This window comes from Tepidanaerobacter sp. EBM-38 (assembly GCA_001896545.1).
Classification (GTDB): Bacteria; Bacillota; Thermosediminibacteria; order Thermosediminibacterales; family Tepidanaerobacteraceae; genus Tepidanaerobacter.
Genome location: MPOT01000080.1, coordinates 1 through 25,894, shown reverse-complemented (window position 1 = coordinate 25,894; position 25,894 = coordinate 1). Strand labels below are relative to the sequence as shown.

The window sequence follows — 25,894 nt, the reverse complement described above, 5'->3', positions numbered from 1 at the left end:
TTGTTTTTTATTTATTTATTATCATGCTCGCATTTTTTCTCCTAGTTCTTATTGAATTTCCCAATGACAAATATCTGATTATTATTTATTATTATACTATAGAACCTGGCCAGGTTAAGCAAAATATTCAGTATAATAAGGAGGAGAAAATTTATGAGCACTCAACTTATAATTTGTATTATTATATTTGTTATGACTTTGGTGTCTTATATTTTAAATAAGGTTCCTATGTGGATAACTTCCATAGGCTCTATGCTTCTTTTAGTTTTAACAGGATGCCTTAAGTCTGCCAGCGCGTTAAGCGGTTTTTCTAACCCAAATACAATTCTTATGGCTGGAATGTTTGTAGTTGCTGCCGGCTTACGTAAAACAACATTTGTCAAAGCTTTATGCAGCTTTATTATGAGAATCACAAATGGTTCTTTTACAAAAGCTTATTTTGGTTATATTATAATTACTGCATTGCTTAGCAATTTCATTTCAAGTCCCATGGTTGTATTTGCAATTGTTGCGCCACTTATAGCAGAGCTGTGTGACGAATGTGGAGTAAGTCCTTCAAAAGTAATGTTTCCAATTGGAGTAGTTGCAATTGGATGTACCATGGTTTTGCCAACAGATGCAGCAATCACACAAGCAAGCCAAAATAATGCATTTCTTGCAACCTATGGAATGGCTAATTATGTAATTAAGCCTATAGATTTTTTTATTGCAAAATGGCCAATACTAATATTGCTACCAGCTTGGGCACTCTTCCTTGCTCCAAAATTCATGCCAGATCAGCCAAATATTCCAATTAAAACTATCTCCTCTAAATCTGACAATGTGACCGGTAAAGAACTTTCACCATTTTCCAATTCCGCTGGCATTATAATCTTTTTTGGAACCATACTTGCGCTGCTTTTCTCAACACAGTTGGGAATTGAAAATTGGATTATTGCATGCTTTGGCGGTGTTTTAATGGTCTTATCTAAAGTTCTGTCATCAAAAGATGCTTTAGATTCTCTTCCGCTTGATATGATTTTGCTTTTCGTTGGCTCACTTGCTTTAGGAAGTGCACTCAGTGAAACAGGCGCCGGAGATGTTATTGGTAAATGGCTTAGTGCCGCTGTTGGAGGAACCAGAAACGGTTATGTAATAGGGGCATTGTTTTTTATAGTTCCATTTATTGTAACCCAATTCATGCTCAACCGAGCAGTCATACAGATCTTTACCCCCATCTGCATTCTCGCATGCAAAGCACTTGGTGCAAATCCGGTTGGACCAATGATCCTTGTTACGGCCGGATCTCTTACTGCCTTTCTTACTCCTATGGCTACTCCTGCAATTCCCATGGTCATGGCAGTAGGCGGCTACAGCCTCAAGGATCTATTTAGAGGAGGATGGCTCATTACTATTTTGATGACTGCAGTGTATGTCTTTTATGTAATGACTGTATATCCTGCATTCTAAAGCGTCAAATTGTAAAATCATTTAATTTTGGAGGATTTTCAGATGAAAATAACCGATATCAAAATCATTTATGCAAAGCATTATCTTTTTGTGCACATCTATACAGATGAAGGAATTGTCGGCCTAGGTGAAGCGGGAAATTGGGCATATCCGAGTTCGACAGCTGCCGCCATTAACAAATTTGCTTATTATCTTATTGGCAAAGATCCCTTTACCATTGAAGATATCAATCAGAATTTCCTTCGTTCCACATATTTTCGGGGCTCGGTTATTATGAGCGCTATCTCTGCTATCGATATAGCTCTTTGGGACATTAAAGGCAAAAAATTAGGGGTTCCTGTATATGAACTTCTAGGTGGAAAAACTCGAGAAAAAGTACGGGTATATGCCTCTGTTATGACAAAAACAGAAGACTTAAAAGAGCTGGGTGAGAAATATTTAGAATTAAAAAAAAGCGGTTTTACAGCAGCTAAAATTTTTGTAAACGGCCCCATTAAAAGCGCTAATGAAGGGAGAGATGAATTTTTTAGCAGCCGTATTGAAAATGAACTAGAAAGGGTGCGCGTGTGTAGGGAAGCTGTTGGCAACGATTTTGATTTCATCCTAGAGGCTCATCGCGGAATGACCGTTCCGGAAGCAATAGCTTTTGGCCGTGCAGTAGAAGTATATCGGCCAATGGTATTTGAAGATCCTATTCGTCCAGACAACATTGACTCTATAGCTGAAGTTGCTGCAAAAATATGTATACCCATTGCTACCGGAGAGCGTTATATAAGTTTGGGGGAATTTGAAATGCTGTTGACCAGAAGAGCAGCTCAATACATTCGTCCAGACGTTTGTGCCATAGGAGGCATTACCGTATCAAAGAAGATTTGCGCCCTTGCAGAAGCTCATGATGTAATGGTTATTCCTCATAACCCATTGGGCCCTGTTTCAACAGCCGCCTGTCTTCAAATTTGCGCAACCATCCCAAATCTAGGTATTGAGGAGCTGCCTGATTTTTGCTTAAACGGTGCAGAGGACAAGATGGTAAAGAAACCACTGCAGGTTGAAAATGGCTATATACTTATCCCTGATGCTCCAGGTATCGGCATTGAACTTGCTGAAAATGCTGCCGAGCTGTATCCATTCGTTGAACGTGGCAGCTCTGACGCAAAGCGAGCCTTCGATGGTTCGGTAAAAGATTGGTAAACAGCCAAAACTATTATAATATCTCGGCCTTAGGAACAATCTTTAAGCAACAAAAAGCCTAAAAAGTTGCGGCTCTAGCAAGTTTGCAGCTTTTCACAGCTAAGTCTGATTTTATCATTTTTCTGGTGCAAGAGGCTTGACGATTATTTAGTCGGCCTCCTGCACTACCCTATATTTTTTTCCTGTTCCTTGAGCTAAAATAATTCCCTGCATATTAATTTCATCTTTTTTCATTTTATAAATCCATAACATTTCTCAAATATGCTTTCATTAATTTGGTTGCCGCCATCCATTGGAACTAACAAATACAGAAGGTTTAACACCTTTTTTACTAAGATATCCAAAGTAGTTGCTATAAGAGCTTGAGCAATTGCTGTTCCTGTAATATCTGAAGTGGGTCCGGTAAGAGTATCAAGTCCTTCAATTTTAAATGCTGCATCTCCTTTTCCTGCTTGTCATAGAAAGAATAATTGCAATGCTAAAAGGAGAGTATACCTATCCTGAATTAGAAACAGAATTAAAAGAGATGCTAAACGAGCTAGGCCGAGAAATATGCACCTTAGTACTTAACGAACTTGATAAAAAAACATATGAGAACAAAAAAGAAAGAAAAGACTGGATAGTAGTACAAAAAGACTGCGAAAGGACAATCGTAACACCATTCGGAGATGTAACATACAAAAGATGGTACTACAAAAACAAAAAACCTGCCGAAGCAAAATGTATATACATCCATGAAGGCAAACAAGAACTCACAAAAGGCAGATACAAACTTAAAAACCCCGTCTACTTCTCGGGGATCTACGAGAAAGAAGAAATAAAAGACCTATGGGAAAGAGTTTGAAATTACATTAAAGACACATACTATGAAGACAAAATAAAACGCATATACTCTCAGAAAGACTATCAAGAGGTCCAATATCATGGAGCAAATGTGGAGCACACAAAATGGCACAACTTCGAGCAGTAAAAGCAAGTGGCGTATCAATTAAAAATGCCATATTAAAACAGCATGCAATAATGCAACCTTCCTTCACATACTGCAGTACAAGAATAACCCGACATCCATGGCAATAAGGTCGCTACTTGAAAGATGTGACATTTAAGAAACACAAAATATCTTTAAAAAGAATGTCTATATCAGTCTTAGAATTATTTTAAGCCTTTTAAGGAAAAAACATTTTCAAAGCTTTATACAAGGTAAACTTAAGTTTATTTTAAATTTAATATATATCCTCTATATCCTCGTCCTTTGAGGATGGTGGAGGCTTTTTTGAAGAATTTATTTTAAAAACCTAAAATTACTTGACGCGATCTACATAGCCTCTTCAGCTATATTCCCTTGTAACCTTATGCTATAATAGAATAAGAGTTTGTGGATTTTAGCTGGAGTAAAAGCTTGTCCAGGCTAAAAACGGAAAGAACTTTTAAGGAGTATGCACATGCGCAGGGAACACATATCGTACACGGGAAGCATACCTGTTAATATTCAACTGCTGGATATAAGGGAATATCCTATACACTGGCACCAATCCATAGAAATTCTCATGGTTTTAAAGGGCAGTATAAACGTAACCATTGAGTCGGATACTTACAGGCTTATTGAAAATGAAATTGAAATAATAAATTTGGATGAAGCACACAGGATATTTGCAGACAAATCAAACCTTGTACTAATGCTGCATATAGACCCGAATTTCTTTCAAAGGTATTATGAAGATATAAAAAATATGTATTTCTATACTGACTGTTCTTTTGAGGGAGAGCCCCAGGTCGGTGAAAACTATGAGATTTTTAAAAAATATCTTTCCGTCATACTCTGCGAAGCGGTGCAAAAGGGCGAGGATTATGATGTATATGTAAGGGAAACCCTTGTGGAGCTTTTGTATTTACTTATAAACGAGTTTCACTATTTGATATATGAAAACAGGGATTTAAAAGATAATATTGAACAGCTTCAGCGCTATCACAGGATAGCCAAGTATATATTCAATAACTATAATAATAAAATATCCTTGCAGGATATCGCAAAAAAGGAATTCCTAAGTGCCCAGTATCTTTCAAATGAGATTAAGAATGCCCTGGGAATAAGCTTTCAGGATTTTGTAAACTTGACGCGGGCTGAAGAATCGGTGAAACTGCTGCTTGATACAGATATGACTATTTCCGAAATATCTGAGGAAGTGGGTTTTTCTCATACCAGGTATTATAATAAGCATTTCAAGCGCCATTACAAAATGACCCCATTACAGTACCGCAAGAAATATAAGTTGGATGAAGACAAGTTTCAGCAGGCAAAGCAAATAACATCTTACGATTTGAGTGCGGCACTAAAATACATGTCACCTTACCTGGAAAATTATGAGAGGTACAACTATGAAGAAAGAATAGTTAAAATTAATGTAGATGTATATAAAAACCTCGGAGAATTTATCCACGATTACAAGGATACCATTATTCTTCCGAGGGCTTGTAGTATTTTAGAAAAAGAAGTTTGTGATTCTTTAAGGACAATTCAGCACGAAATTTGCTTTGACTACGGCAGTATAAAAGAAGTATTTTCACAGGAAATGGGCATTAACCCTGAGGGCATTATAAATCTTAAAAAGCTGAAAAAAGTTATAGATACGTTAATGTCCATGGATTTACGGCCTGATGTAGTCTTTAATTTTCAAGGCTTTACACCAATAAGGTATAAAGAGTTGCTGACTTATTTTCTGGATTATTTCCAGGAAGAATACGGAACTTATGAAATCGGCAAATGGAGATACACCATAGATAAAGATGCACCTTACGAGTTTAAAAATATATTTTACAGCATTTTAAGGGATGAATGGGATTTTACTGCAAAAGAGGCATGCCTAAACGAACACGATGTAAATCCTGTTTATGATACGGCTTACATGCTCCCCTTTATTATCCGGCAAATAGTAAATAACAAAGAGCCCTATAAAGTCAAAGCGATTGATGAACTACAAGAAGCTAAAAACCCTGCTAATACGGTATTTTTTGGCGATAAGGGGCTGCTAAACTGGGAAGGGCTGAAAAAACCTTCATACTATGCCTACTATTTTTTAGGGCAGCTGGGTGATACCATAATAGACCAAGGAGAAAGCCATATTGTTACGTCAAAGGGAGAGGATTTTCAGATACTTTTATATACAAACGGCCAAGATATGAAAGCACCCGGAAAGGGCCGTGATATTGCCGAAAGGAATTTCTCGCTGAACATTACCAACCTTTGGCGCAACTATCGCGTAATTATATATGAGGTAAGTGAGAGCATAAATAGCAGCTACAATCAATGGAAGGCTATGGGAGAGCCTTGCCATTTGACTGATGAAGAGCTAAGGCTTTTAAAGCTGTCGTCGATTCCTAAAATAACTATGGACTTTAGAAAAAAGAAGCCGGTTCAGCATTTTAATTTGAAAATTCGAGGCCACGGAGCAATCTTAATATTATTTAATGCAAGCTGATTATCAAAAACACCTAAACAAAGGTGTTTTTTCTTTTTCCCGGGAAAAGCCTTTTTTGCAAACACCTTAAAACGATACCTGTTATTCCTTGAATAAGTGAATGAAAACCGCATAGCTGATAGTATACAATAATAAGGTATCAGATGTGTTATATAAAAGATAAAAATAGGAGTGTATTCAAATGGGATAAACAGCAAAGCTTTTGCAGAAGGTAAAGTTGAAAAGGTCCTGCTTCGGTTTGCTTTTCCGGCTATCATATCTTTACTTGTTTCTGAATTATACGGAATAGTAGATACATTTTATGTAGGCAGATATGTAGGTCCAAATGCCATAGGAGCACTTACCATAGCATTTCCCATCCAAAGGCTTCTGTCATCTACAGGGCTTTTGATAGCCGCGGGTGCCTGCACAAAAGTTGCAAAATACTTTGGCGAAAAAGATTATAAAAACCTTAAAATTACAATAACAAATGCGATTATGCTCACAGTAACTGTCATGACTTTAATGCCGCTTATTATATATATTTTTATGGAGCCTATTTTATTTAGAAGCGGAGCAAGTAGTGTCACTTTACCGATGGCAAAAACTTATACTGCGATAATATTAATTGGCGGGATTTTCCAAGGTCTGACCTTTGTCACATGTTATATCATTAATTCCTTAGGAAATCCTAAAGTTACGCTATATGCCACATCCCTCGGTGCAGTCTTTAACATAATAATAGATGCAATTCTTGTCATTAATTACAATATGGGTGTAAAAGGCGCTGCAATAGCAACAGTAGTATCCCAGATTGCTGCCTGTACCTTTGCAATGTATAATTTCTGTAAGGTTGCACGGTCTATTAATTTAAAAAATAATTTCAGTATTGATATAGAAATATTAAAATCTATCATAGCTATAGGCTTTACCACATTTATCATAGAGATATCAGATGCCATAGTGGCCGTTGTGCTTAACAATGTGCTTTTTGCCCATGGGGGCGATAGGGCCGTAATCGTATCAGGCACGATTATGAAGGTGTCTATGTTCATGTATGTGAATATAATCGGAATAGCTTCGGCTATGCAGCCAATGGTCGCCTTTAATTATGGTGCTAAAAATTTTAAACGGTTAAAGGAAACTATAAGGAAAACCCTAAAAGTAGTAATACTTACTTCCGTATTCTTATGGGCTATAATGATGCTGTTTGCAGAGCCGATAATAGGCAGTTTCGTAAAAGATGAGGCATTAATGAAGGAGTGCGCTCGCGCATATCGGATTATGATAAGTATCTTCCCAACCATTGGCCTGTATTATATATCGACATATGTTTATCAGGCTATGGGCGAAGCCAAGATGAGCTTTCTCCTGTCAATTTATAGACAGCTTGTGCTATTCATACCGATAGTGCTAATATTCGTAAAACATTGGAGCGTAATTGGTGCTTGGTTAGCCTATCCGGCCACCGATATCATTGCAGCAATTACAGGATTTATATACATCCGCCGAGTCAAAGATGATATAAATGAATATGTAGACAGAGCCGAAGCTGCAAGACTCATAGCAGATTCATAAGTACAAAAGGGGCCTGAGAAAACTCTGAAAAAGCAAAACAATTATGTCATCCTTAGCATGCCAACATGCCGCCCTGAGCATACCAACATGTCATCCTGAGCGATAGCGAAGGATCTTCTATAAAACGGCTCTTAGGATTCTTTGTACTTATCTTTTAAGATTCTTCGTTTCGCTTTGCTAGAATGACAGGTCGCTTTACTTTACTCAGATGACAACTCAGATGACAGGGCTTTACTTCACTCGGCATGACAGAAACCTACCATTTAGAAGGCTAGAACCCTGCCTTGTTCAGAATTATATAAACACTGCTTAGTTCATAGTTCATTCAGAATGACATAAAACGAGATTGCTTGGCAGCTTTTCAGGCGACTTTTTACATCTATTCTATTAAAATTTAAATATTATTCCAATTATAGCCGCACCCAATAGAAAATATATTGGGTGTTTTTTGTATTTATTTAGTAAAAACACAATTGTCGTAAACAGTAAGACGGATTTTATATTTATTATGTCAAAAACATCATGTGAGAGCAGGTATTTATCAATATTAAAAAGAGAAATTTTTGCCACTTCAAACCCTGCAGCACCTATCAGACCGGCTACGGCAGGTCGTATGCCGTAAAAGCCTGACTGCATCATGGGATGTTCACTGAATTTCAGATAGTAATGTGCAATAAGTACGATAATGATTACAGATGGGGTAACTTCCCCGATGACGGCAATTATTGCCCCTGCCAGATTAGCAGTTTCATAGCCTACATATGTTGCCATATTGATGCCGATAGGCCCGGGAGTAGATTCGGATATGGCAATCATGTCAATCAATTCCTGCGATGTAAACCAGCCGGTTTTGCGAGATATATCTTGAAGAAAAGGTATGGTTGCAAGCCCTCCGCCTATGGCAAATAAGCCTGCCTTGAAAAATTCTAGAAATAATCTTATGTATATCATCTGACATCAGTCCTTGTATTTGCTGTGAAAATCCCTAAAGTTGCCGAAATTACAACAACAATTATTGGCGAAATATTAAAAAATGCCACAGCTACAAATGATGCGGAAAATATCAGTATTCCCAACCAATCCTTTACTGATGTGTTCCACATTTTTATTACAGTATTTAAAATAAGTGCCGCTACTGCAACTCTTATCCCGCCAAAAGCATGCTGAACAATTGCATAATCCTCAAAATGTTTAAGATATGCGGCAATAATAGTGATAATCACAATAGAAGGGAACACTATACCGCAAGTGGCAGCTATGGCACCGGGTATACCCTTGCGCTTAAAGCCTATAAAAGTTGCCGTATTTACGGCGATTATCCCCGGAGTGCATTGACCGATTGCATAATAATCCAGGACCTCTTCATCCGTTGCCCACTGATTTTTCTCCACAATCTCTTTTTGAATAAGAGGGAGCATAGCATAACCTCCCCCGAATGTAAACGCACCGATACGGCAAAATGTAGCAAAAAGTTTCCAAAGTTCTCCCATGTAAATTTCATCCTTTTTTATAATCTATCCATGAGTTTAACACTTATTTTAAAAAAAAGAAAGGCTGATTTCATACAAAAAGCTGCTTAAAAAAGCAATGGTAACGGGAAATATATAGTTGGGGATTAGTTTTAACATTTGCTTGCCGCAGATGTAAAATAGTGGTATTATAGACAAGATGGATTATTCATAAGATTATTGCAATGATTATATAATGTTGATATTAAGATTAGGATGGTGTGCTGTGGAAAAAATGTTGGAAGAAGTTCTTGAAGAAAATCGAGCTCTTGCAAAGCAAGGCAAAGTTGCAAGTTACATACCTGCTTTATCAAAAGCAAATCCCAATCATCTTGGGATATGCATAATAGATGAGAATAAAAATATATATAAACAAGGAGACTGTGATATTAAGTTTACAATGCAAAGCATATCAAAGGTGATTGCTTTGATGTTAGCTCTTATGGACAAAGAGAAAGTCTTTGAAAATGAATGTATAATATCAGCGGTCAATATGTGGCAGAAGTAGGCGTTCCATCCAAATCCGGAGTAGGCGGGGGCATCATGGCGGCAGTACCCGGGAGAATGGGCATAGGCGTATTTAGCCCGCCATTGGACGAAAACGGGAATTCTATAGCAGGGTATGAAATAATGAAATCTTTATCTCAAAAATTAAACCTTAGCATTTTTTAAAAGGGGGGATGAAAACTTTTAGCAAAACAGCAAAGCTGGTTATGGGAGGTGACTGCTTAAAAGTAAATATTAGAAAATATGCAAAAGAAAGTACAGTTTCACCCAAAATAGAATAACAAGGAGGTTTTTTGATGCTTTTTTTAGAAACCCTCGTAAGCAACTTAAACAACTGGCTTTATTCATATGTTCTTATAGTTATGCTGATCGGGTTAGGAATTTATTTTACTATAAAAATTAGATTTGGGCAGTTTAGGTTAATAGGTAACATGATCCAACTTACGACAGAAGCAACTGAAATCATCGAAGGCAAGAAAGGTATTTCGGCATTTCAGGCATTTTGCATTTCTGCAGCCTCTCGTATAGGCACGGGGAACATTGCAGGAGTGGCTATTGCGATTTCGGCAGGTGGACCCGGTGCAGTGTTTTGGATGTGGGTCATCGCATTAATAGGAGGAGCTACGAGTTTTGTCGAAAGTACCTTGGGACAAATTTATAAAGTAAGGGATAAAGATACTTACAGAGGAGGGCCTGCTTATTATATAGAACAGGCGCTGGGGAAAAGAGGCCTGGGGATATTTTTTTCTATACTGACAGCAATTACCTTTGGCCTCATTTTTAATTCAGTTCAAGCCAATACCATAGCAGGAGCCTTCGATAAGGCATTTAATATCAAGCCGTTGTATATGGGGATTGCTTTGTTTGTTGTAGTCGGCTATATCATATTTGGAGGAGTCAGGAGAATTGCCAATGTATCATCTGTTATAGTTCCCGTCATGGCAACATTGTACATTGGTGTTGCATTATATATTATGATAATAAACTATAGACTGGTTCCCAAAATGTTTGCACTTATATTTACAAGTGCCTTTGGATTAAGACAGGTCGCAGGCGGTACTTTGGGTGCTGCTATAATGAATGGTGTAAGAAGAGGTTTATTTTCTAATGAGGCCGGTATGGGCAGCGTCCCAAACGCAGCGGCAACTGCGGCTACTTCCCACCCTGCAAAACAAGGTCTTATTCAAACCTTAGGCGTCTATGTTGATACGCTTTTAGTTTGCAGTGCAACTGCATTTATTATATTACTTTCCGGCCTTTTAGAGACAGGTACCGATTTGCAAGGTGTTCAGCTTACGCAGGCTGCAATAAGTTCTCAAGTCGGTGATTGGGGAAATACATTTATAGCCATATGTGTTTTATTGTTTGCATTTAGTTCTATTATCGGCAATTATTACTATGGAGAAACAAATATAGAATTTATAGAGTCAAATCCCGTATATCTAAATATTTACAGGATTTTGGTTTTGCTAATGGTATTCTTTGGTTCCATCGGCAACTTTGGCCTTGTATGGGATTCCGCAGATATATTTATGGGAATTATGGCTATTGTAAACCTGGTAGTTATAACAAAACTTGGTCCAATTGCTTATGCTACATTTGAAGACTATGTATCACAACTAAAGGAAGGCAAAAATCCGGTCTTTGATCCCAGTAAAATACCCGGCCTAGGTAAGGTTGAATGCTGGGGAAAAAAGTAGAGTGTATTTTTAAATAGTAGCTTAAAGCATCAAAACAAATCATTAAAAAGCCCTAGTCTTAGGGCTTTTTGTATTTGTTCGTATCTGTTCAGCCGATAAGCTGAAAGAGAATCTACTGCCTTACATTAAGCTAAATAGTAATCAGAAGCCCCAAAATACCGGAAATTACGATCATCAAAATCGGATTTATTTTAAATTTGACAAGACATATCAATGAAATGGCAAATATAAGCACACCTTTGAAATTAATTATATACAGGAAATTTTCTAACATATAACTTAAATTCAATACAGTACTCTCTTTTAAAAATGCGGTTTGAGCAACAAACACCGCAGCAGAAAATATAAGCCCGACGATGACCGGCCTTATGCCGTAAAATATCATTTTGTTTACAGGGTGGTCTTGAAATTTGAAAAAATACCTTGAAACTATTAAAATCAAAACCAATGAGGGCGTTGCAACACCTATAGTAGCTATCAGACCGCCTACAATACCTGCTGCCTTATATCCTACAAAAGTAGCAGAGTTTACGGCAATCGGTCCGGGAGTCATTTCGGCTATTGCTATAATATCGACAAACTGTGAGGCGGAAAGCCACCCATGGCTTTCAATTTCCTTTTGTATAAGCGGTATCATGGCATAGCCTCCGCCAAAACTAAATAGCCCGATTTTCATAAATGATAAAAACAACTGTAGATAAATCAATCTTTATGGCCTCCGTCGCTTAGAATTCTTGCCGCTTTTAATGGAAACAGATAATAGATGCCTAGCCCTACGGCAGCTCCGCCTAATATCACAACTATTGCCTGCACGTCAAATACGACAACCAAAACAACTGCTAAAACCGCAAGAAGCAAACCAATTTTATCAACAATTGATGTCTTTGAAACCTTTATCGCTGCTGTTAATATTAATGCAACTATAGCCGGTCTAATTCCGGAAAATACCGCCTTTACCATAGGATTATCCTGAACCTTTGAAAAAAACATCGCAATTAAAGTTATAATTAAAAGCGAAGGCAGTATAACACCGGCAGTAGCTACCAGTGCCCCTTTTTTACCAGCTATCTTGTATCCTATAAATGTTGATGAATTGATGGCAATGGCGCCCGGCATTGATTGTGCTACGGCAAATACATCGATGACCTCGTCGGACGTAACCCATTTCTTATTTTCAACCACTTCACGTTCTATGAGCGGTATCATGGCATAGCCGCCCCCAAAGGTAAAGCTCCCTATTTTAAAAAATGTCGCAAAAAGTTCTATAAGTAGTTTGAGATGACTTTTAGTTTTCATTTTATCCTCCATTTTTCCACACTTTAACTAACAAGATTTCTTCGACTAATAATGCCGCTGCCTCTACAGCTATGGCTTTATCCTTAAAATGCCCTCCTCTACTGAAAGAAACCCCGTTGTTTTTAATATAACATAACATAAATAACTTTTACAAAAGTCATATACATTTTCTTGAAATTCTTCACCTTAATTTAAAAACTTGTCTGATTTTATGGTATAATAGGGAAAAATAGAGAAGAAATAGTAGGGCTTAGTTTATTTGGATGGAGGCAGATGCTATATGACCCGGTTAAGAAAGGAAATAGTAATTCTATTAGTAGTTTTAGCCACCCTTTTTTCCCAAGCCCCTTGTGATATATCCGCAGTGTACGCCGAATCTGAGAATAATGGAATTTTTACTATTGAAAATCCGAAAGACGGTACGGCTCAAGAAATAATAGAGTCAATCTATCCATTGAACAATCAAACACAAGTTGAGGTAAAGCCTACTATAAAATTAATCTTTAAATACCCCATAGAAATACTCGATGAGTCAAGGATTTCGCTTAAAACCAGTGATGAACTATATACATTGGATTCTGAAGAAATATTCCTTTTGCAGGATGAAAAAACCCTCTGCATAGATGTGGGAAGAATCGGAAAGCATCCTTTAAGGCGAAACACACTCTACAGGCTTACAGTATTAAAGGACGCCATTAAACTTAAGGGCTATGAAATTACCAATGAAGAAGATATCACGATAAGTTTTATTACGCGAAGTGAGGGCCAAAGCCCTAAAATCCTGGGCTATTCCTCCGATGCATCGGGCAGTGATGATATTACATCATTATCGGGAACCAGGCTTTCAAGCAATGGCTTTATATATATCCGCTTTGACAGAAGCATAAAATGGGAGAAAAATACCAATAAGCAGCAGCTTTTAGAGGAAACTAAACTCTACCGGATACCTAAGCCCACAGAAACTTTCTATGATGAGTTAGGCAATGTACATGATAAAGCCTTTGAATTTAATCCTGAAATTACAGAATCCGAGCTCAAAGATGAAGAGCACTGCCAGGAGGTAGCTATCGGAGATATTGACATAGTAAACGACAACACTGTCCGAATAAAACCAGATTTACCGCTTTTAAACCTTGCTCAATACCGCCTTACTGTTAAAAAAGAGTTCATAGAAGATATAAACGGATATGCCTTGGAAGATGATGTGGATTTTTATTTTTGGACAACTCCTTCAACGGAAAAAACCGAATTAAATTGGGAACATATTGAAGGCATGGTGCCCGGTGTTATCAAAGATGATTCTTCTACAGGAGGCAAGGTATGTATTGTAAACGGCACCTCGGTTTATGGACCCGATAACCCTATTGCTTTTTATATTGAAGGCCAGGTCATGCCCCGTGCCGGTGAAATATCTTCACTAAAAAGAATAACATTAGTTGAAGGTCATGCACCGGAAATTGCGGTAAAGATTTCCAAGATTCGCTTCGAATATTATAATGAAGGCGGAAAACAAAGGACAAAACTGCTCATTTATCCGCAAGACAAACTGGATTGGGGCAAATACTATGTGCTCACTATTTCGGATGACGTACTGCAAGATCGAAGCGGCAAGTTTTTACCGCGCCTTGATATGAAATTTACGGTGGGAGGAAATAAGGACGACCAGATAGGCATTTACCAAATCGAACCTGATACATTTGAACTTCTCGATATTTATAAAGGCACAGCGGCTTTTACTATTAAAGGTTATAACTTTAATGAAGATATAGAGTACATCACACTTAAAATGATAAGCGGAAAAAATGCCGGAACGGTTTTCGAAACGGTTTATAAAAAAGATATCGAGTTTAAGAGTATTACCGAGTTAAATGTTAAACTGCGAGATCCAAATGTAGTTAACAGCCTTTTTAAAGGCGGCAGTGGTGAGTATTCAATAGAATTATTCTTTAAAAACAACCAACGAGTATCAAATGATGATGTAAGGTTAAAAATTCTTTCGCGCGGCAGGCCTAAGGTAATTGCAACAGACCCGGCAGGTGGCGGTGCATGGTCCAATGAGAAAAGATTAAATCCCAAAACCATTGACGGCACAATCCACTATTTTTTAAAAATAACCTTTGAAGACGAGGATGGCAGTCTGCAGTTTGATAAAGATATTGGGCTTGGCTTACTTCAAACATCTACAGTGTTTTGTGAAGGGCAAAACGAAGTATCTATGATCGACCGTGAATTTATAAGTTTTATACAAAATATTGAGGACCAAGACCTAAGGGATACCTATATTGACAATTATATTTTTGTAAAGGACACCGCAGCCGGAAAGGCCTATCTGTATGTGCCCGTAAAACCCTTAATGTCGCAGACCACTTATTCTGTTATGGTAAATGCCGGCATAGTATACTTTGCCGGAGCGGACGAGGATACTGAGCGAAACGATGTAATCATATGGAGCTTTACAACAATGGCAATTCCAGTTATAACAGGCAGCGAAACGGGAAGCGTTACAGAAAATTATGATGAAGATGAACCTATAATACTTTACGGGGATTTCTTTGACGAGAATAATGTAGAAGTATATTTTAACGATATTTCGGCAAGAAGAGTGAGGGTAGCAGCTGATGAGAACGGAAAGACGGTGCTTAAGGTATATCTTCCTACCGGACGGAATCGACTAAAACCGGGTATATATACTATTCGCATACGAAATGACGGTGATCATGAATATGAAATATTTGGAGCCTTAAGCGTAGTAAAAGAAGGCAGCTACATTCCCAATGAAGAATACAGTGTCAAAGATGAACTGCGGATAGGCGAAGTCAGAAGCAATCTTGTCTATAGTGAGGACACCTTGATTATCGACAGAAGATATACCGATAAGCGCTCTGTAGAAGTAGATCTAGATGAAATAATGGGTCAGGATGTTTTAGTCAGAAAAATCTGTTTTGACGGGCGAAAAAATGACAGGATATCTATTCTGGACACCCTGTCAAAATGGGCGGATATTACCCTTTACGACATTGGAACAGATGATTATGGCAGTGATGAAGAAGCCTGTATAGCACTAGGCAGAGTAGAACCGGCTGTAGCACAGAACTTAAAGCAGAAACTTGGCCGTCAAAACATTAAATCAGAATTTATACAAGTAGCAGGTCAAAATGTGCGATTTAGCAGTTTCAAGATTAGCATGCCCTTTAAAGAAAGCGATGGAGAAAACCTCAGAGTTTTAAGATATGCTCCGAACACAAGAGAATTTATCGAAGAAGATTTTTTAGTTGACAAGCTTGAAAAAACCGTCACCATCCGTGGATTTAACCCCGGCATCTTCGTGGTAGTGGAGAATTAGGAGGGAGAAGATGGCAAGACTAAAGAAGATAGTATCTGCTATGCTGGCAGTAATAATGCTGCTTTCATTCATACCTTGTGAGATTAAATCAGTATATGGATATGACAAGGATTCCTTTACTGTAACTGAAATAGTCATAGGAAAAGAACATGACAGCAGCAGACTTACGACAGGCATGTCTATTTCTATTAAAGGGCGTGAGCTGGAAGGGGCTCCTGTCTTTATAGAATATGGCTCAAAATTTGAGCAGCTCAAAAGTCCTAAAATCAATACATATGGATTACTTTATTTTGAATTTACTAAACCTGAGGATTGGGAAAAGCTAAAAAACATCAAATCTATCATTGTTGGCACTGCCACTATTCCTATTGGCGACAAAGGTGCAATGCCTACCATTACTGATGTGACCCCAAAAGTAAATAAAGATAGCGGAACCTTATATATAAAAGGAACGAATTTTGATTTAATTACAGGAACTGCTGAGATAACGGTGAAGTATGGCACCGGCGTCCTCTTTAATCCCATTCCAAATAGTTGTTTTGTAACAAATCCCGCCGAGATAACCGAATTCCAGGAAGGAGAATTGGGCCTGCAGGATATAGAAATTACCAGAGAATTCGATAGTGAATCAGTATACTTCAATGAGCAAAATAAAGATATAGCTGTTAAAATAAAGATAAACCACACCTACAACGGCCAATTTCGGCTTGTGGAAGATTTAAACATATCAGATGACGTAGAAATGTTTCCAAATAGAGGCGCAAAAGGCGGAAAAGTATATTTTAAAGCAAGCCAGCTGCGCCAGTATGATGTATATTTTTTAAAAGCCACTGACGGCACTGATCCGTATACCAAAGCAAACAAAGGCAAAAATCCAAGCCCTCTGCAGCAAACTGAAGACGGTAAGTATGTTTTTACTGTAGAAGTTCCCGACATAACACCGGGTGAGTACTGGGTAGTCCTTACAAACCAAGTACCGGATTACAAAGATCCCATGCAGGCTGTTTCGGGGGAATATATCTATGCAAAAGAAGCAAAAGAAAAATTTATCGTAATACAAGGCTCAAAAAGTGCAAAGATTGATACAATCCAGCCTAATAAAGGACCTGATACCGGCTCTATAGCTACTATCACCGGAAGATACCTAGGGAGCCTCAATATAGATGATTTGCAAATCAATGATGGCTGTCCAGTAAATATAACTATTCTACCGGATGGTGTTATGAAGCTAACATATAAAAATAGCGATGGGACACCTATTGGCAAATATCGAGATGTTAATGATTCCAATGTAACTTTGGTTGAAAAGACCATAAAAGTAATAATAGGTCCTCAGGCGAATGTAATTGAAGACGGTTCTACCTTCTCCCCCGATATAGACAAGCTTGTCGTAAAAATTAATCCAGATACAGATGAGGGCAATCCTGTAAAGGATGTGGTAATTGAAACTGCTACTAGCATTGTTATTGGGAACAACGAAAAAGAATATCTGTTTACCGAAAGGGCGGAACTTCCAAAAGGCTACACTTTTATACCTAGCAGGATGAAGCCTGAGGTAAAGAGTATCGTACCAAATGAAATTCATGTGACAAAGAAAAACGATGATACATATGTAATTCCTCAAGATTTGATGATAGGCATATATGGCAAGAATTTTGTAATCTATAAATATACGGCCGACGGCGTGACAAAAGCCGCACACCCCATTGTAAGCTTTGGGGATGTAAAAATTAATAAGAACGAGAATAACAATATTCAGCTGTATGTAATGGACGACAAAGGGAATATAATGGACGGTTCGCCCGGTCAAGAAACAGGCACTAAAATCTTGGCAGTTATTCCCAAAGATACTCCGGTGTCAAAAGAATATGTAGATACAAATGCTCCTGTCATAGTGACGAATCCGGTCAGAAACTCTCAAAGTCCCGGACTTTCATCGGAAGATTCAGTGATAGTAAAATTTACTCTTGAAAAAGATGACAAAACTCCCGTAATTGAAAGCGTGACACCTGATGTAGTGACAGTGGACGGCGGCGAGACAGTTACTATAAAAGGAAGTAATTTTTTGCAGGACGTTAAGGTTTTCATAGATGGCAAAGAGGTTTCCGGCATAAAGCGTGAAGGCGACGGTAAGACCATTACATTTAAAGCACCACCGGGCAGGGAAGGTGCTACACAGCTTCAAGTAATGAATCCTGGCGGCGGTATTGCGGTAAAAGAGTTTAACTATGTTAAAACATATACTGATCCTAAGATTACCGATTTTTCACCTAAAATAGGTAATACTGGGACACTTGTATTAGTAAAAGGTGATAATTTTCTCCCTCCGGATCCAACGTCAACCGGTGCAACTACATCAGAAATGTATAAACTAATAGGTACGAGAATACTTCTTCAAAACATGGATATAAATCAATACAATGTGGAGCCTGAAACTAAGCATATTCAGCTTCAATATTATACCTCGCCGGAAAACAATGAGATTTTGAGCATTGGTGAAACGGCAGACGGTAGAAAATACTTGCAAATGGCTGATTATTGGCATAGTGTGGTATTTGTTGATTCCTACGGTAGGTTTTATACTCTGCGGCAGGATGTCCGAGGAAATGCTATACTTTCTGACGGAGTAAACAATACTTACTATTTAAATTTAAAGTACGTTAAAGATAATAATAACGGTGACGGAGAGTATGAAATATTTGCCTCAAAAGAAGGGGGCAGCGATTATCCTGTTACAATAGGAACCGAAGCGATCAACAGTAAGGACGCAACTTGTTTAACTATTGGAGAATCTCCGCAAGTGCGGCTCTACATGCAGACATTATATAAAGTCGATAATAACGGTATAATCGTCGGCAACAATGTAAAGGTTATCGATAAAAATACCATATTGTTTAAAGTACCTGTGTTAACTCTAGGTGATGGCTATTATGACCTTACAGTATTAAATCCTGATACCAAACGGGACAGCCGCACAGGCACCCAAGGTTTTTACTATTATACACTCCCACAATCCAAGCCAAAAATCAATAAGATTGTACCTGACAAGGGTTCTGCCGATGGGGGATATACTATAGATATTATAGGTGAGGATTTTAAGGATGACGGTACAAGTAAAACAAAGGTATTCATAAATGGCGTCGAAGTTAAAAAAGAAAATACAGTTGTTAGCGTTGACGGGAAGACCATAACAGTAAAAGTGCCTCCTTTTACTGGTGATTTATCCAAAGAAAAAGAAACAGACCGCATAACAGTTCCGGTAGTAGTATTAAATCCTGACGGTGCAAGTGCTGGCAAGGAAGACGGTTTTACATACATGGTGCCTACCAGCCATCCGCAGATAACAAGGATTGTACCTACGCAAGGCAGCGCAGCAGGCAAGGAAATTGTAGAAATTATCGGCAGAGATTTTCGCTATTTTGAACCTTTCAACGATGACAATAGAAATCAAGTTAAGGATGAAAACGAGATATATCAGGATTTAAACGGCAACGGAAAGTGGGATGATTTTAGACTTCCTGCCGTTAAAGAAAAACTAGGAGACTCGTTTGATAAAAATAAAGACATTATACAAAATCTCAAAGATTACTATGGAGAACATTTTAGCCAAATAGTACTACCAGTGCTTCCAAAGGTTTATTTTGGAAATAAGGCAGCCGAAATAATCGAATTTGCCGACGGCTATCTTAAAGTAAAGACACCGGCAGATACTGCAGGCAGTGTAGATGTATATGTGGTAAATAACGATTCCGGCATATCAAATAAAGTAAAATACACATATACTTCCACAAAACCTGCCATAACTCGCATAGTGCCTGCTGAAGGCAAAAAGCAGGGCGGCGACCGGGTAGAAGTATTTGGATCAGGATTTGCAGAAAGTGAAACTAGAATAGTCGGAGCTGACGGTACGATAAAAACCACGCCAATGGTGCAGATTCGCTTTGGAAATATAACTAACCGAGATATTCCAAGAGAAGAAGAAAATTCCGGAAGGATAGATAATCAGCGCACTACCGTAAATTTGCCAGGAGGGCTTAAGGTCGAATATGCAAACGGCAATATACACCTTACGATTTTAGAAGGCGGTCGTGAATATGTGACGCTAAATCCCATACCTTTTGACGGAAGCCCTCTGTTTATATCTACAAGACTTTTAAAGGCAGAAGGTGAAAATTCTTATCCATATAATGAACTTATACGCCTTGAAATCATTGACCGAAGGCTGTTTGTAGAACGGGGCTATGCACCTGCAGTGGAGTTTTTAAACAGCGGGCAGCTTGTAGTCACAACCCCGGGGTACTATACCATTGGAGAAGTAGATGTTACCTTGATAAATCCGGACGGCGGAACAGCCCAGGGCAAGTTTACCTATAAACATCCAGACAGCAGTCCCTATATTACAAATATAACCAAAGAAGGTAAGTCGCCGGAGGAGGAAAATATCAACGGCAAAGATGTAAAAGTATTATACTTGACCTATAAGGGCGGCAATATAGTCAGTGTCATCGGCGGAGATTTTAGAGAAAATGCCAAAATTCAGATTTCCAATGTGGCAACAATAGAGCCGAAAGATATAACCTACATGCTGCCGACAAAACTTACATTTACTATGCCGCAAGTGCCGGAAGATGCTGTGGGAAAACTACATAGGGTAGTAGTTATAAATGAAGACGGTGCATCAGCATCTTCTGACGAAGCAAGCCCTAAACCTATCTATATTATGTTTGTAAAGGGCGAAACCGCTCCGGCAGTGGCAAAGCTTACACCTGATAAAGGCCCTGCATCAGGAGGCACCAGCGTAAAAATCGAAGGTAAAGACTTTCGCGAAGGGCTAAAAGTCTATTTTGGGGAGACTCCGGTGCCGGAAGATAAGATACAGGTTATCGACTATAAAACCATACTGGTAGTGACTCCGCCCCATGCTCCGGGCACAGTGGATGTAAAAGTAGAAAATCCTGACGGTGAGCTGTCAAATCCTCACGGAAAATTTACCTATCTTAGCAGTCCTAAGATATCGGCAGTGGTAGACCCGGACGATCCTACAGAAACTTCAAGGATAACGAAAATTTCCGTAGAGGGCGGACAAAAAATAAAGCTTAAAGGAAATTCTTTCATACCCGGGGCGCGGGTAGTATTTGCCCCTACACTCAAAAGAATTGATGACGAAGAAGACATAACTGGCATAATTGTATACATCGATGGCCTGCCATACCAGCTGCAAGACGGTATTGACGGAACAGATGTAAACGTTGAGGATTCGCAAACGATTACCGTAGTAACACCGCCGGCAAAGCTTGACAGTAGAGGCGTTATGGTAATAAACCCCGACGGCGGTGCAAGCGATATATATGACCAGCTTGTATACGGGCTACCTGAGCTTACCGCGCCTATGAATGTGGCAGCGGAACTTATATACGACCGCTACATTAAAATAAGTTGGTCAGCGGTAGAAGGTGCACAGGGATATGAAATATATGCGGTTGTCGATGATAATAATATAGACTTTATAGGCACTACCCAGCTTACAAGTTTTATCTACAGTGATTTAGAACCTAATACTCGCTACAGGTTTGTAGTAAAAGCCTTAGGTGATTTTGGCTCTTCTCCTCCTTCAGCCGAGAGTAATACAGTCAAAACCGGTAGAAGGGTGGGACCGCCTGATGAAGATGGCGGCTTAACAGATGAAACTAAAAAAGAGAAAATAGGGGATACTGTCCGAGTGACTGTCGGAACCGAAGACTATAAGAAAAATGTAACAGTAGATTTAACCGATACTAATTTTACCGGAGCTAAAACCGTTGTAGTCACTATTCCTGCACAGGTAGTATCGAAATCGAATGCCGGCGATATAACGATTACAGGTAAAGACTTTACCGTAAAGCTTAATCCGAAAGTATTCTACACTTCAAAGGTTCAGCAATACAAAGATAGAAGCGATGCCGGAGTGAGATTTGAAGTAAGTGCGGGCAGCGATAGTCCGGAAAGCGGTATGCGGACAGCACTTTCAGCACAGTATGTACTAGAGGCCGGATTTTATTTAGGAAGCGATGTATCTTATATTGATCAGTTGAATGGTGCGATAGAATTCGGGATGGATTATGATAAGACAAAAGCTGATTTGAGGAAAATAACAAATATTGCCCTTTATCGATATGACGAAGCTAAAGGTGATTGGGTAAATGTTTACGAAAAATATAGCGGTTATGATACGGTAATAAAGACTGTGATTTATCAATTGGGCAAGTACGGCATTTTCGGGACAAGGAGGTAGCAGGCATGAAAGGACTTAAAGCACAGATATTAATTTTAATGATACTCACTGTAATGATATTTCTTCCGGTCGGTTATACAAAAGAGGCATCGGCCTATCAATCCGTTGAGGGTTATATCAAAGATTTAAACGCCAGTGAATTAAGGATTGAGATAGAAGATTATGAGGGGAGTATTAAGCGGTGGCAAGTTACGCCTGATACGGTTCTTCTAATTGATGACACACCGGCAGGCTTTAAGGATTTTAAAATAGGAATGGAAATATACGCCGAATATAATAGAAACAGTTTGACATATATAGAAAGCTGGTCTACTGAAAATCCGGGATATATTCCGCCAAATGGCAAAGTCAGATCGGGCATTGTTAAAAAAATAGACCGGAATCAGCTCATCTTGCGGCTTACCACCGGCAAAGAAGAAACCTACTTTACAAGTCCAGCTACCATTGCAATAAGAAATGGGTTAAATGTTCCTTTAAGCACCTTGTATGAAGGGGATATGGTGAGGTTATATTTTGATGAAAAAGACTCTACTATTATCAGCCGAATGAATATTCAGGGCGATTCCGTCAAAATTAAAGGCCTGTATAAAGGCCAGCTGGATGCTTCCAACCTCTTGGATAATACGCTCGTGCTAAAAGATGCTCAGATTTTCCAAAATGGGGGTTGGCAGGAGATGAAAGACATCCTACGCATAGACTATTCTAAGGATTTTCCGGTATACTGCGGCGGCCTGCCGCTATCTTATAATAATATGAAATATTTTCAGGGTAAAACGGCTTATTTAGCGGTAAAGGACTTTTTCAGCAAAGACATGGCAGAAAAAATGGTGATAAAAAGCCAATATGAAACCACTTTCAGTGATAAGATAGAGGAGATAAACTGGTACGCTTCAGCTTTTGAACTAAAGAATAAGCGAAATATCCAGTTTGACGAAGGCACCATATTCATTAAGAATCAGCGATTGGTTGACGGGTATTCAATGGTTCCCGGATGCGATGCCTTTGTTGTGGCCGACGGCCGAGGCAGTAAGGCTTTAGCCAGTGTGGTATACATCTATAACCAAGACATAAACAATTCCAATATAGGGCAGTATTATCTGTATGCAGGCAAGCTTGACAAGGTAGTAGAAAATCAAGTTACTATTGAAGATTTCTTTATCTTGAATCGCAATGATTGGGAATCGTTCGATGATGAAAAAGAGCTTTATTATGACAACGACACCTATATTTTCGATATGGAAAAAATGAAACAAATAACTCCTCAGGAATTTTTTGCTATGGATTATGCAGTAGATGAAGACAGCAGTTCTTCTAGACGTCAAGGCCTAAAGTCATGGCATGCATATGCGTATACCGATGGAGACAGGATTGTGGCAATAGCCCTGAAAAAAGACATGGATTCTCTGCTCAGACAGCGGGTAACAATAGGTACGGTGGACAAGGTAGAAGAAGATGCACTTGTAGGGATAAAGGTAACGCTTCGAGATGCCAAGGATTGGAGCAGCCGAAATGAAAAGTGGATGCCGAAGTCTTTGCCGGTTAAGATGCGCGTTGAAAAAGCTCTGCTGATAAAAGACGACCGCACCATATCCCGGGATGAATTAAAACCGGGTGATAATATATACGCAGTAAGAGATGATTTTGAAGGCAAATTCTTATTGGTAAAGTAGGGAGCAGATATGATTAAAAAATTGATGATATGTTTTATGCTAACATTACTACTGATGAGCCCCCTGCAGGCCTATGGGGCACCGTCCGGCTTTGATGGAGGGGTCAATAATGAATACCAGTATGAGGAGATCGTTTTTATCACCGGAGAGCCTATGAAGTTTTCAGGAGAACTGGATGTGAACGTATCGGAAGGCAAGAATGGAGATACTGAGACGGTCAAATATACATATAACCTCACTAACAAAGACGAAACAATAAAAACCAAACTGACAAGAAAAGTTACTTTTGTTACGGAGTTTACTGAGCGAAACGACAAAGGGCAGGTTATCGGTCAGACTACTTTGAGTAACTACTCGGAGAAGATAGAAATAGGCAAAGATAAGTATGAATTAGAGGACTTCCAGTTTTCTAAATCAGATGTTATAGATAAGCGACCGGCATCTGATTTTTATTCGGGTAATTTTGAAGGCAGGAAATACTACACTGTAAACCGCAACGAAGGCCAGATTGTGGTTACTATCTCCGGCGGTGATGTTGGGTACGAAAATTTTTGGGGCAGCACAGAAACCCAGATTATTAATTACTATATCACCTCAAATCGAAAGGTAACCGACGAAGATGGTGATTCGGAAACGGTATCTTGGGAGGGCAGTGTAAAGGCACAGGTTTCAGACAGCCTGACAAAAAAACTGGTGTATTCGGAAAATGAAGCCAGCCTTTCCAGTTTTAATGGCGGGTATATACGGACAACCAATCGTGAGATGGTTTCACGATATGAATATGACCTTCCGCGTATGCAAGATAATATTCCTGATAAAAAGCGCCGCATAAGTGACCGAATAAACCTTTCGGCAAAGATGGTTCCAAAAGTTGAACGACTTGTTGTGCCTAAATTCCGGGATGTTAGAGGACATTGGGCAGAAGAATATATAACAAAGCTATACTCCCTTGATGTGTTTGATGAGAGCCAAAACTTCTTTACTCCTGAAATCCCCATGACACGAGCAGAGTTTACCAAGGGAGTTATTAGAGCTTGTGACATAAGGCCCTCCATGGAAGAGGCAGAAAAGGAAAGCAAAAGAAGAACAAGTCGGCGAAAGGAGCCGCCTGAAGAATCGCCTTTTAAAGATGTAGAGGTTGAAGATGAGGATTATCAGTATATAAAGCAGGGCTTGGAAAAGGGTATCATAACAGGAGTATCCAGCAACTACTTTAAGCCCAAGAACCCGCTGACAAAGGCAGATGCTATTACTATACTTATCAGAGCTTTAGGTTTTGGCAGCAGAGCTCCCAATCCGGGTTACTATACATCTTTTTCCGATGATGATAAAATTCCCTCTTGGGCTCGCGACAGTGTATATGTAGCCAGGGAAATAGGCATCATAGAAGGTGACAGCTATAACAGGTTTAATCCCAACAAGGTTATGACACGAGCGGAAGCATCAGCCATGCTGGTAAGATTCCTGGAATTCCTAGAAAAAGATTTGCAGCAGGATTATCGTGAAAATATTATACTTTATAATTAAAAATGATTTAAAAAATAAAAATGCCGCAGATAAATTTAAAAACCTGCGGCATTTTGACATTTAATGCAAAACAAATATTCCTGAAACAACAGTTTTAAGACCATTTTCCTATTGCATTTTCTTATTAACATTCATGTGGATAAGTTATACACATTGGGGAAAAGTAGCTTGTCACCAGAAGAGATCAAAGGGACAAGGATTTAAGTTATTCACACCTGTGCATAACTCTGTGGATAACTTAATCATTTAGGCCTATTTTAGCTAAAAAATTGATTTATTGCAATTATCTTACAGCCTGATTTGTTGTTATTCTGTGATAATGTCATGTTGAATTTATTCTGATAAAATGTCAGGTATGCGAGAGGAGACATTCAACATGACTCAAAAAGAGATAACTCG

Annotated in this window: 14 protein-coding genes and 2 pseudogenes; 11 read left to right on the top strand and 5 right to left on the bottom strand. The window is 38.7% G+C overall.

The genetic code is table 11. From position 1 onward, the window contains the following. Positions 1-153 precede the first annotated feature (153 nt). From BUC45_RS09110 to BUC45_RS09090, 5 genes and pseudogenes are all read left to right on the top strand, one after another. Positions 154-1,449 (top strand): SLC13 family permease, encoded by a 1,296-nt coding sequence (locus BUC45_RS09110; RefSeq protein WP_296971770.1) that lies wholly within the window; start codon positions 154-156, stop codon positions 1,447-1,449. Positions 1,450-1,491: 42 nt separating this feature from the next. Then, positions 1,492-2,640, top strand: a complete 1,149-nt coding sequence (locus tag BUC45_RS09105) for a mandelate racemase/muconate lactonizing enzyme family protein (protein ID WP_296971768.1) — start codon at positions 1,492-1,494, stop codon at positions 2,638-2,640. Between the two features lie 430 nt (positions 2,641-3,070). Continuing rightward, positions 3,071-3,746 (top strand): annotated as a pseudogene (locus tag BUC45_RS09100) (UPF0236 family transposase-like protein). 336 nt (positions 3,747-4,082) lie between these two features. Next, on the top strand, positions 4,083-6,116 hold the full coding sequence (locus tag BUC45_RS09095) for a helix-turn-helix domain-containing protein (protein WP_296971767.1): 2,034 nt from the start codon (positions 4,083-4,085) through the stop codon (positions 6,114-6,116). Positions 6,117-6,287: 171 nt separating this feature from the next. Further along, positions 6,288-7,673, top strand: a complete 1,386-nt coding sequence (locus BUC45_RS09090) for an MATE family efflux transporter (protein WP_296971765.1) — start codon at positions 6,288-6,290, stop codon at positions 7,671-7,673. A gap of 387 nt (positions 7,674-8,060) precedes the next feature. Here the strand turns inward: BUC45_RS09090 and BUC45_RS09085 are convergent, their stop codons facing one another. Continuing rightward, a complete protein-coding gene (locus BUC45_RS09085) occupies positions 8,061-8,624 on the bottom strand; it encodes a chromate transporter (RefSeq protein ID WP_296971764.1) in 564 nt (187 codons plus the stop codon). After that, positions 8,621-9,163: a chromate transporter gene (locus BUC45_RS09080; protein WP_013779515.1), complete on the bottom strand. Its 543-nt coding sequence runs from the start codon at positions 9,161-9,163 to the stop codon at positions 8,621-8,623. The genes BUC45_RS09085 and BUC45_RS09080 overlap by 4 nt, the downstream gene beginning before the upstream one ends. Positions 9,164-9,407: 244 nt before the next feature. Here BUC45_RS09080 and BUC45_RS12035 point away from each other — a divergent pair. Both BUC45_RS12035 and BUC45_RS09065 read left to right on the top strand, forming a co-directional pair. After that, positions 9,408-9,853, top strand: a pseudogene (locus BUC45_RS12035) (glutaminase). Between the two features lie 131 nt (positions 9,854-9,984). Continuing rightward, positions 9,985-11,388, top strand: a complete 1,404-nt coding sequence (locus BUC45_RS09065; protein ID WP_296971761.1) for an alanine/glycine:cation symporter family protein — start codon at positions 9,985-9,987, stop codon at positions 11,386-11,388. Positions 11,389-11,518: 130 nt separating this feature from the next. Here the strand turns inward: BUC45_RS09065 and BUC45_RS09060 are convergent, their stop codons facing one another. Genes BUC45_RS09060 through BUC45_RS09050 form a run of 3 tightly spaced genes read right to left on the bottom strand, consistent with a single transcriptional unit; the run spans position 11,519 to position 12,823 of the window. Beyond that, positions 11,519-12,094 carry a chromate transporter gene (locus BUC45_RS09060; protein ID WP_296971760.1) on the bottom strand — a complete coding sequence of 192 codons (576 nt, stop codon included), beginning with the start codon at positions 12,092-12,094 and terminating at the stop codon, positions 11,519-11,521. Beyond that, positions 12,091-12,684 carry a chromate transporter gene (locus BUC45_RS09055; RefSeq protein ID WP_296971759.1) on the bottom strand — a complete coding sequence of 198 codons (594 nt, stop codon included), beginning with the start codon at positions 12,682-12,684 and terminating at the stop codon, positions 12,091-12,093. Before BUC45_RS09055 ends, BUC45_RS09060 begins: the two co-directional genes overlap by 4 nt. 1 nt (position 12,685) lies before the next feature. After that, on the bottom strand, positions 12,686-12,823 hold the full coding sequence (locus BUC45_RS09050) for a hypothetical protein (protein WP_015295945.1): 138 nt from the start codon (positions 12,821-12,823) through the stop codon (positions 12,686-12,688). Between the two features lie 141 nt (positions 12,824-12,964). Here BUC45_RS09050 and BUC45_RS09045 point away from each other — a divergent pair, with 141 nt between their 5' ends. The 4 genes from BUC45_RS09045 to BUC45_RS09030 are packed head-to-tail and all read left to right on the top strand — an operon-like array spanning position 12,965 to position 25,495. Further along, positions 12,965-16,027, top strand: coding sequence for a hypothetical protein (locus BUC45_RS09045; RefSeq protein WP_296971758.1), 3,063 nt, complete (start codon positions 12,965-12,967; stop codon positions 16,025-16,027). A 10-nt stretch (positions 16,028-16,037) separates the two neighbouring features. Next, positions 16,038-22,298 carry an IPT/TIG domain-containing protein gene (locus BUC45_RS09040; RefSeq protein ID WP_296971756.1) on the top strand — a complete coding sequence of 2,087 codons (6,261 nt, stop codon included), beginning with the start codon at positions 16,038-16,040 and terminating at the stop codon, positions 22,296-22,298. Between the two features lie 5 nt (positions 22,299-22,303). Next, on the top strand, positions 22,304-23,968 hold the full coding sequence (locus BUC45_RS09035; protein WP_296971755.1) for a hypothetical protein: 1,665 nt from the start codon (positions 22,304-22,306) through the stop codon (positions 23,966-23,968). A 9-nt stretch (positions 23,969-23,977) separates the two neighbouring features. Continuing rightward, positions 23,978-25,495, top strand: a complete 1,518-nt coding sequence (locus tag BUC45_RS09030; protein WP_296971753.1) for an S-layer homology domain-containing protein — start codon at positions 23,978-23,980, stop codon at positions 25,493-25,495. The last annotated feature ends 399 nt before the right edge of the window (positions 25,496-25,894 follow it).

What these genes read in the sequence shown, in the direction of transcription:
- BUC45_RS09110 (WP_296971770.1), top strand. Translation starts at nt 154, where the DNA reads ATGAGCACTCAACTTATAATTTGTATTATTATATTTGTTATGACTTTG.
- BUC45_RS09105 (WP_296971768.1), top strand. Translation starts at nt 1,492, where the DNA reads ATGAAAATAACCGATATCAAAATCATTTATGCAAAGCATTATCTTTTT.
- BUC45_RS09095 (WP_296971767.1), top strand. Translation starts at nt 4,083, where the DNA reads ATGCGCAGGGAACACATATCGTACACGGGAAGCATACCTGTTAATATT.
- BUC45_RS09085 (WP_296971764.1), bottom strand. Translation starts at nt 8,624, where the DNA reads ATGATATACATAAGATTATTTCTAGAATTTTTCAAGGCAGGCTTATTT.
- BUC45_RS09080 (WP_013779515.1), bottom strand. Translation starts at nt 9,163, where the DNA reads ATGGGAGAACTTTGGAAACTTTTTGCTACATTTTGCCGTATCGGTGCG.
- BUC45_RS09065 (WP_296971761.1), top strand. Translation starts at nt 9,985, where the DNA reads ATGCTTTTTTTAGAAACCCTCGTAAGCAACTTAAACAACTGGCTTTAT.
- BUC45_RS09055 (WP_296971759.1), bottom strand. Translation starts at nt 12,684, where the DNA reads ATGAAAACTAAAAGTCATCTCAAACTACTTATAGAACTTTTTGCGACA.
- BUC45_RS09050 (WP_015295945.1), bottom strand. Translation starts at nt 12,823, where the DNA reads ATGTTATGTTATATTAAAAACAACGGGGTTTCTTTCAGTAGAGGAGGG.
- BUC45_RS09045 (WP_296971758.1), top strand. Translation starts at nt 12,965, where the DNA reads ATGACCCGGTTAAGAAAGGAAATAGTAATTCTATTAGTAGTTTTAGCC.
- BUC45_RS09040 (WP_296971756.1), top strand. Translation starts at nt 16,038, where the DNA reads ATGGCAAGACTAAAGAAGATAGTATCTGCTATGCTGGCAGTAATAATG.
- BUC45_RS09035 (WP_296971755.1), top strand. Translation starts at nt 22,304, where the DNA reads ATGAAAGGACTTAAAGCACAGATATTAATTTTAATGATACTCACTGTA.
- BUC45_RS09030 (WP_296971753.1), top strand. Translation starts at nt 23,978, where the DNA reads ATGATTAAAAAATTGATGATATGTTTTATGCTAACATTACTACTGATG.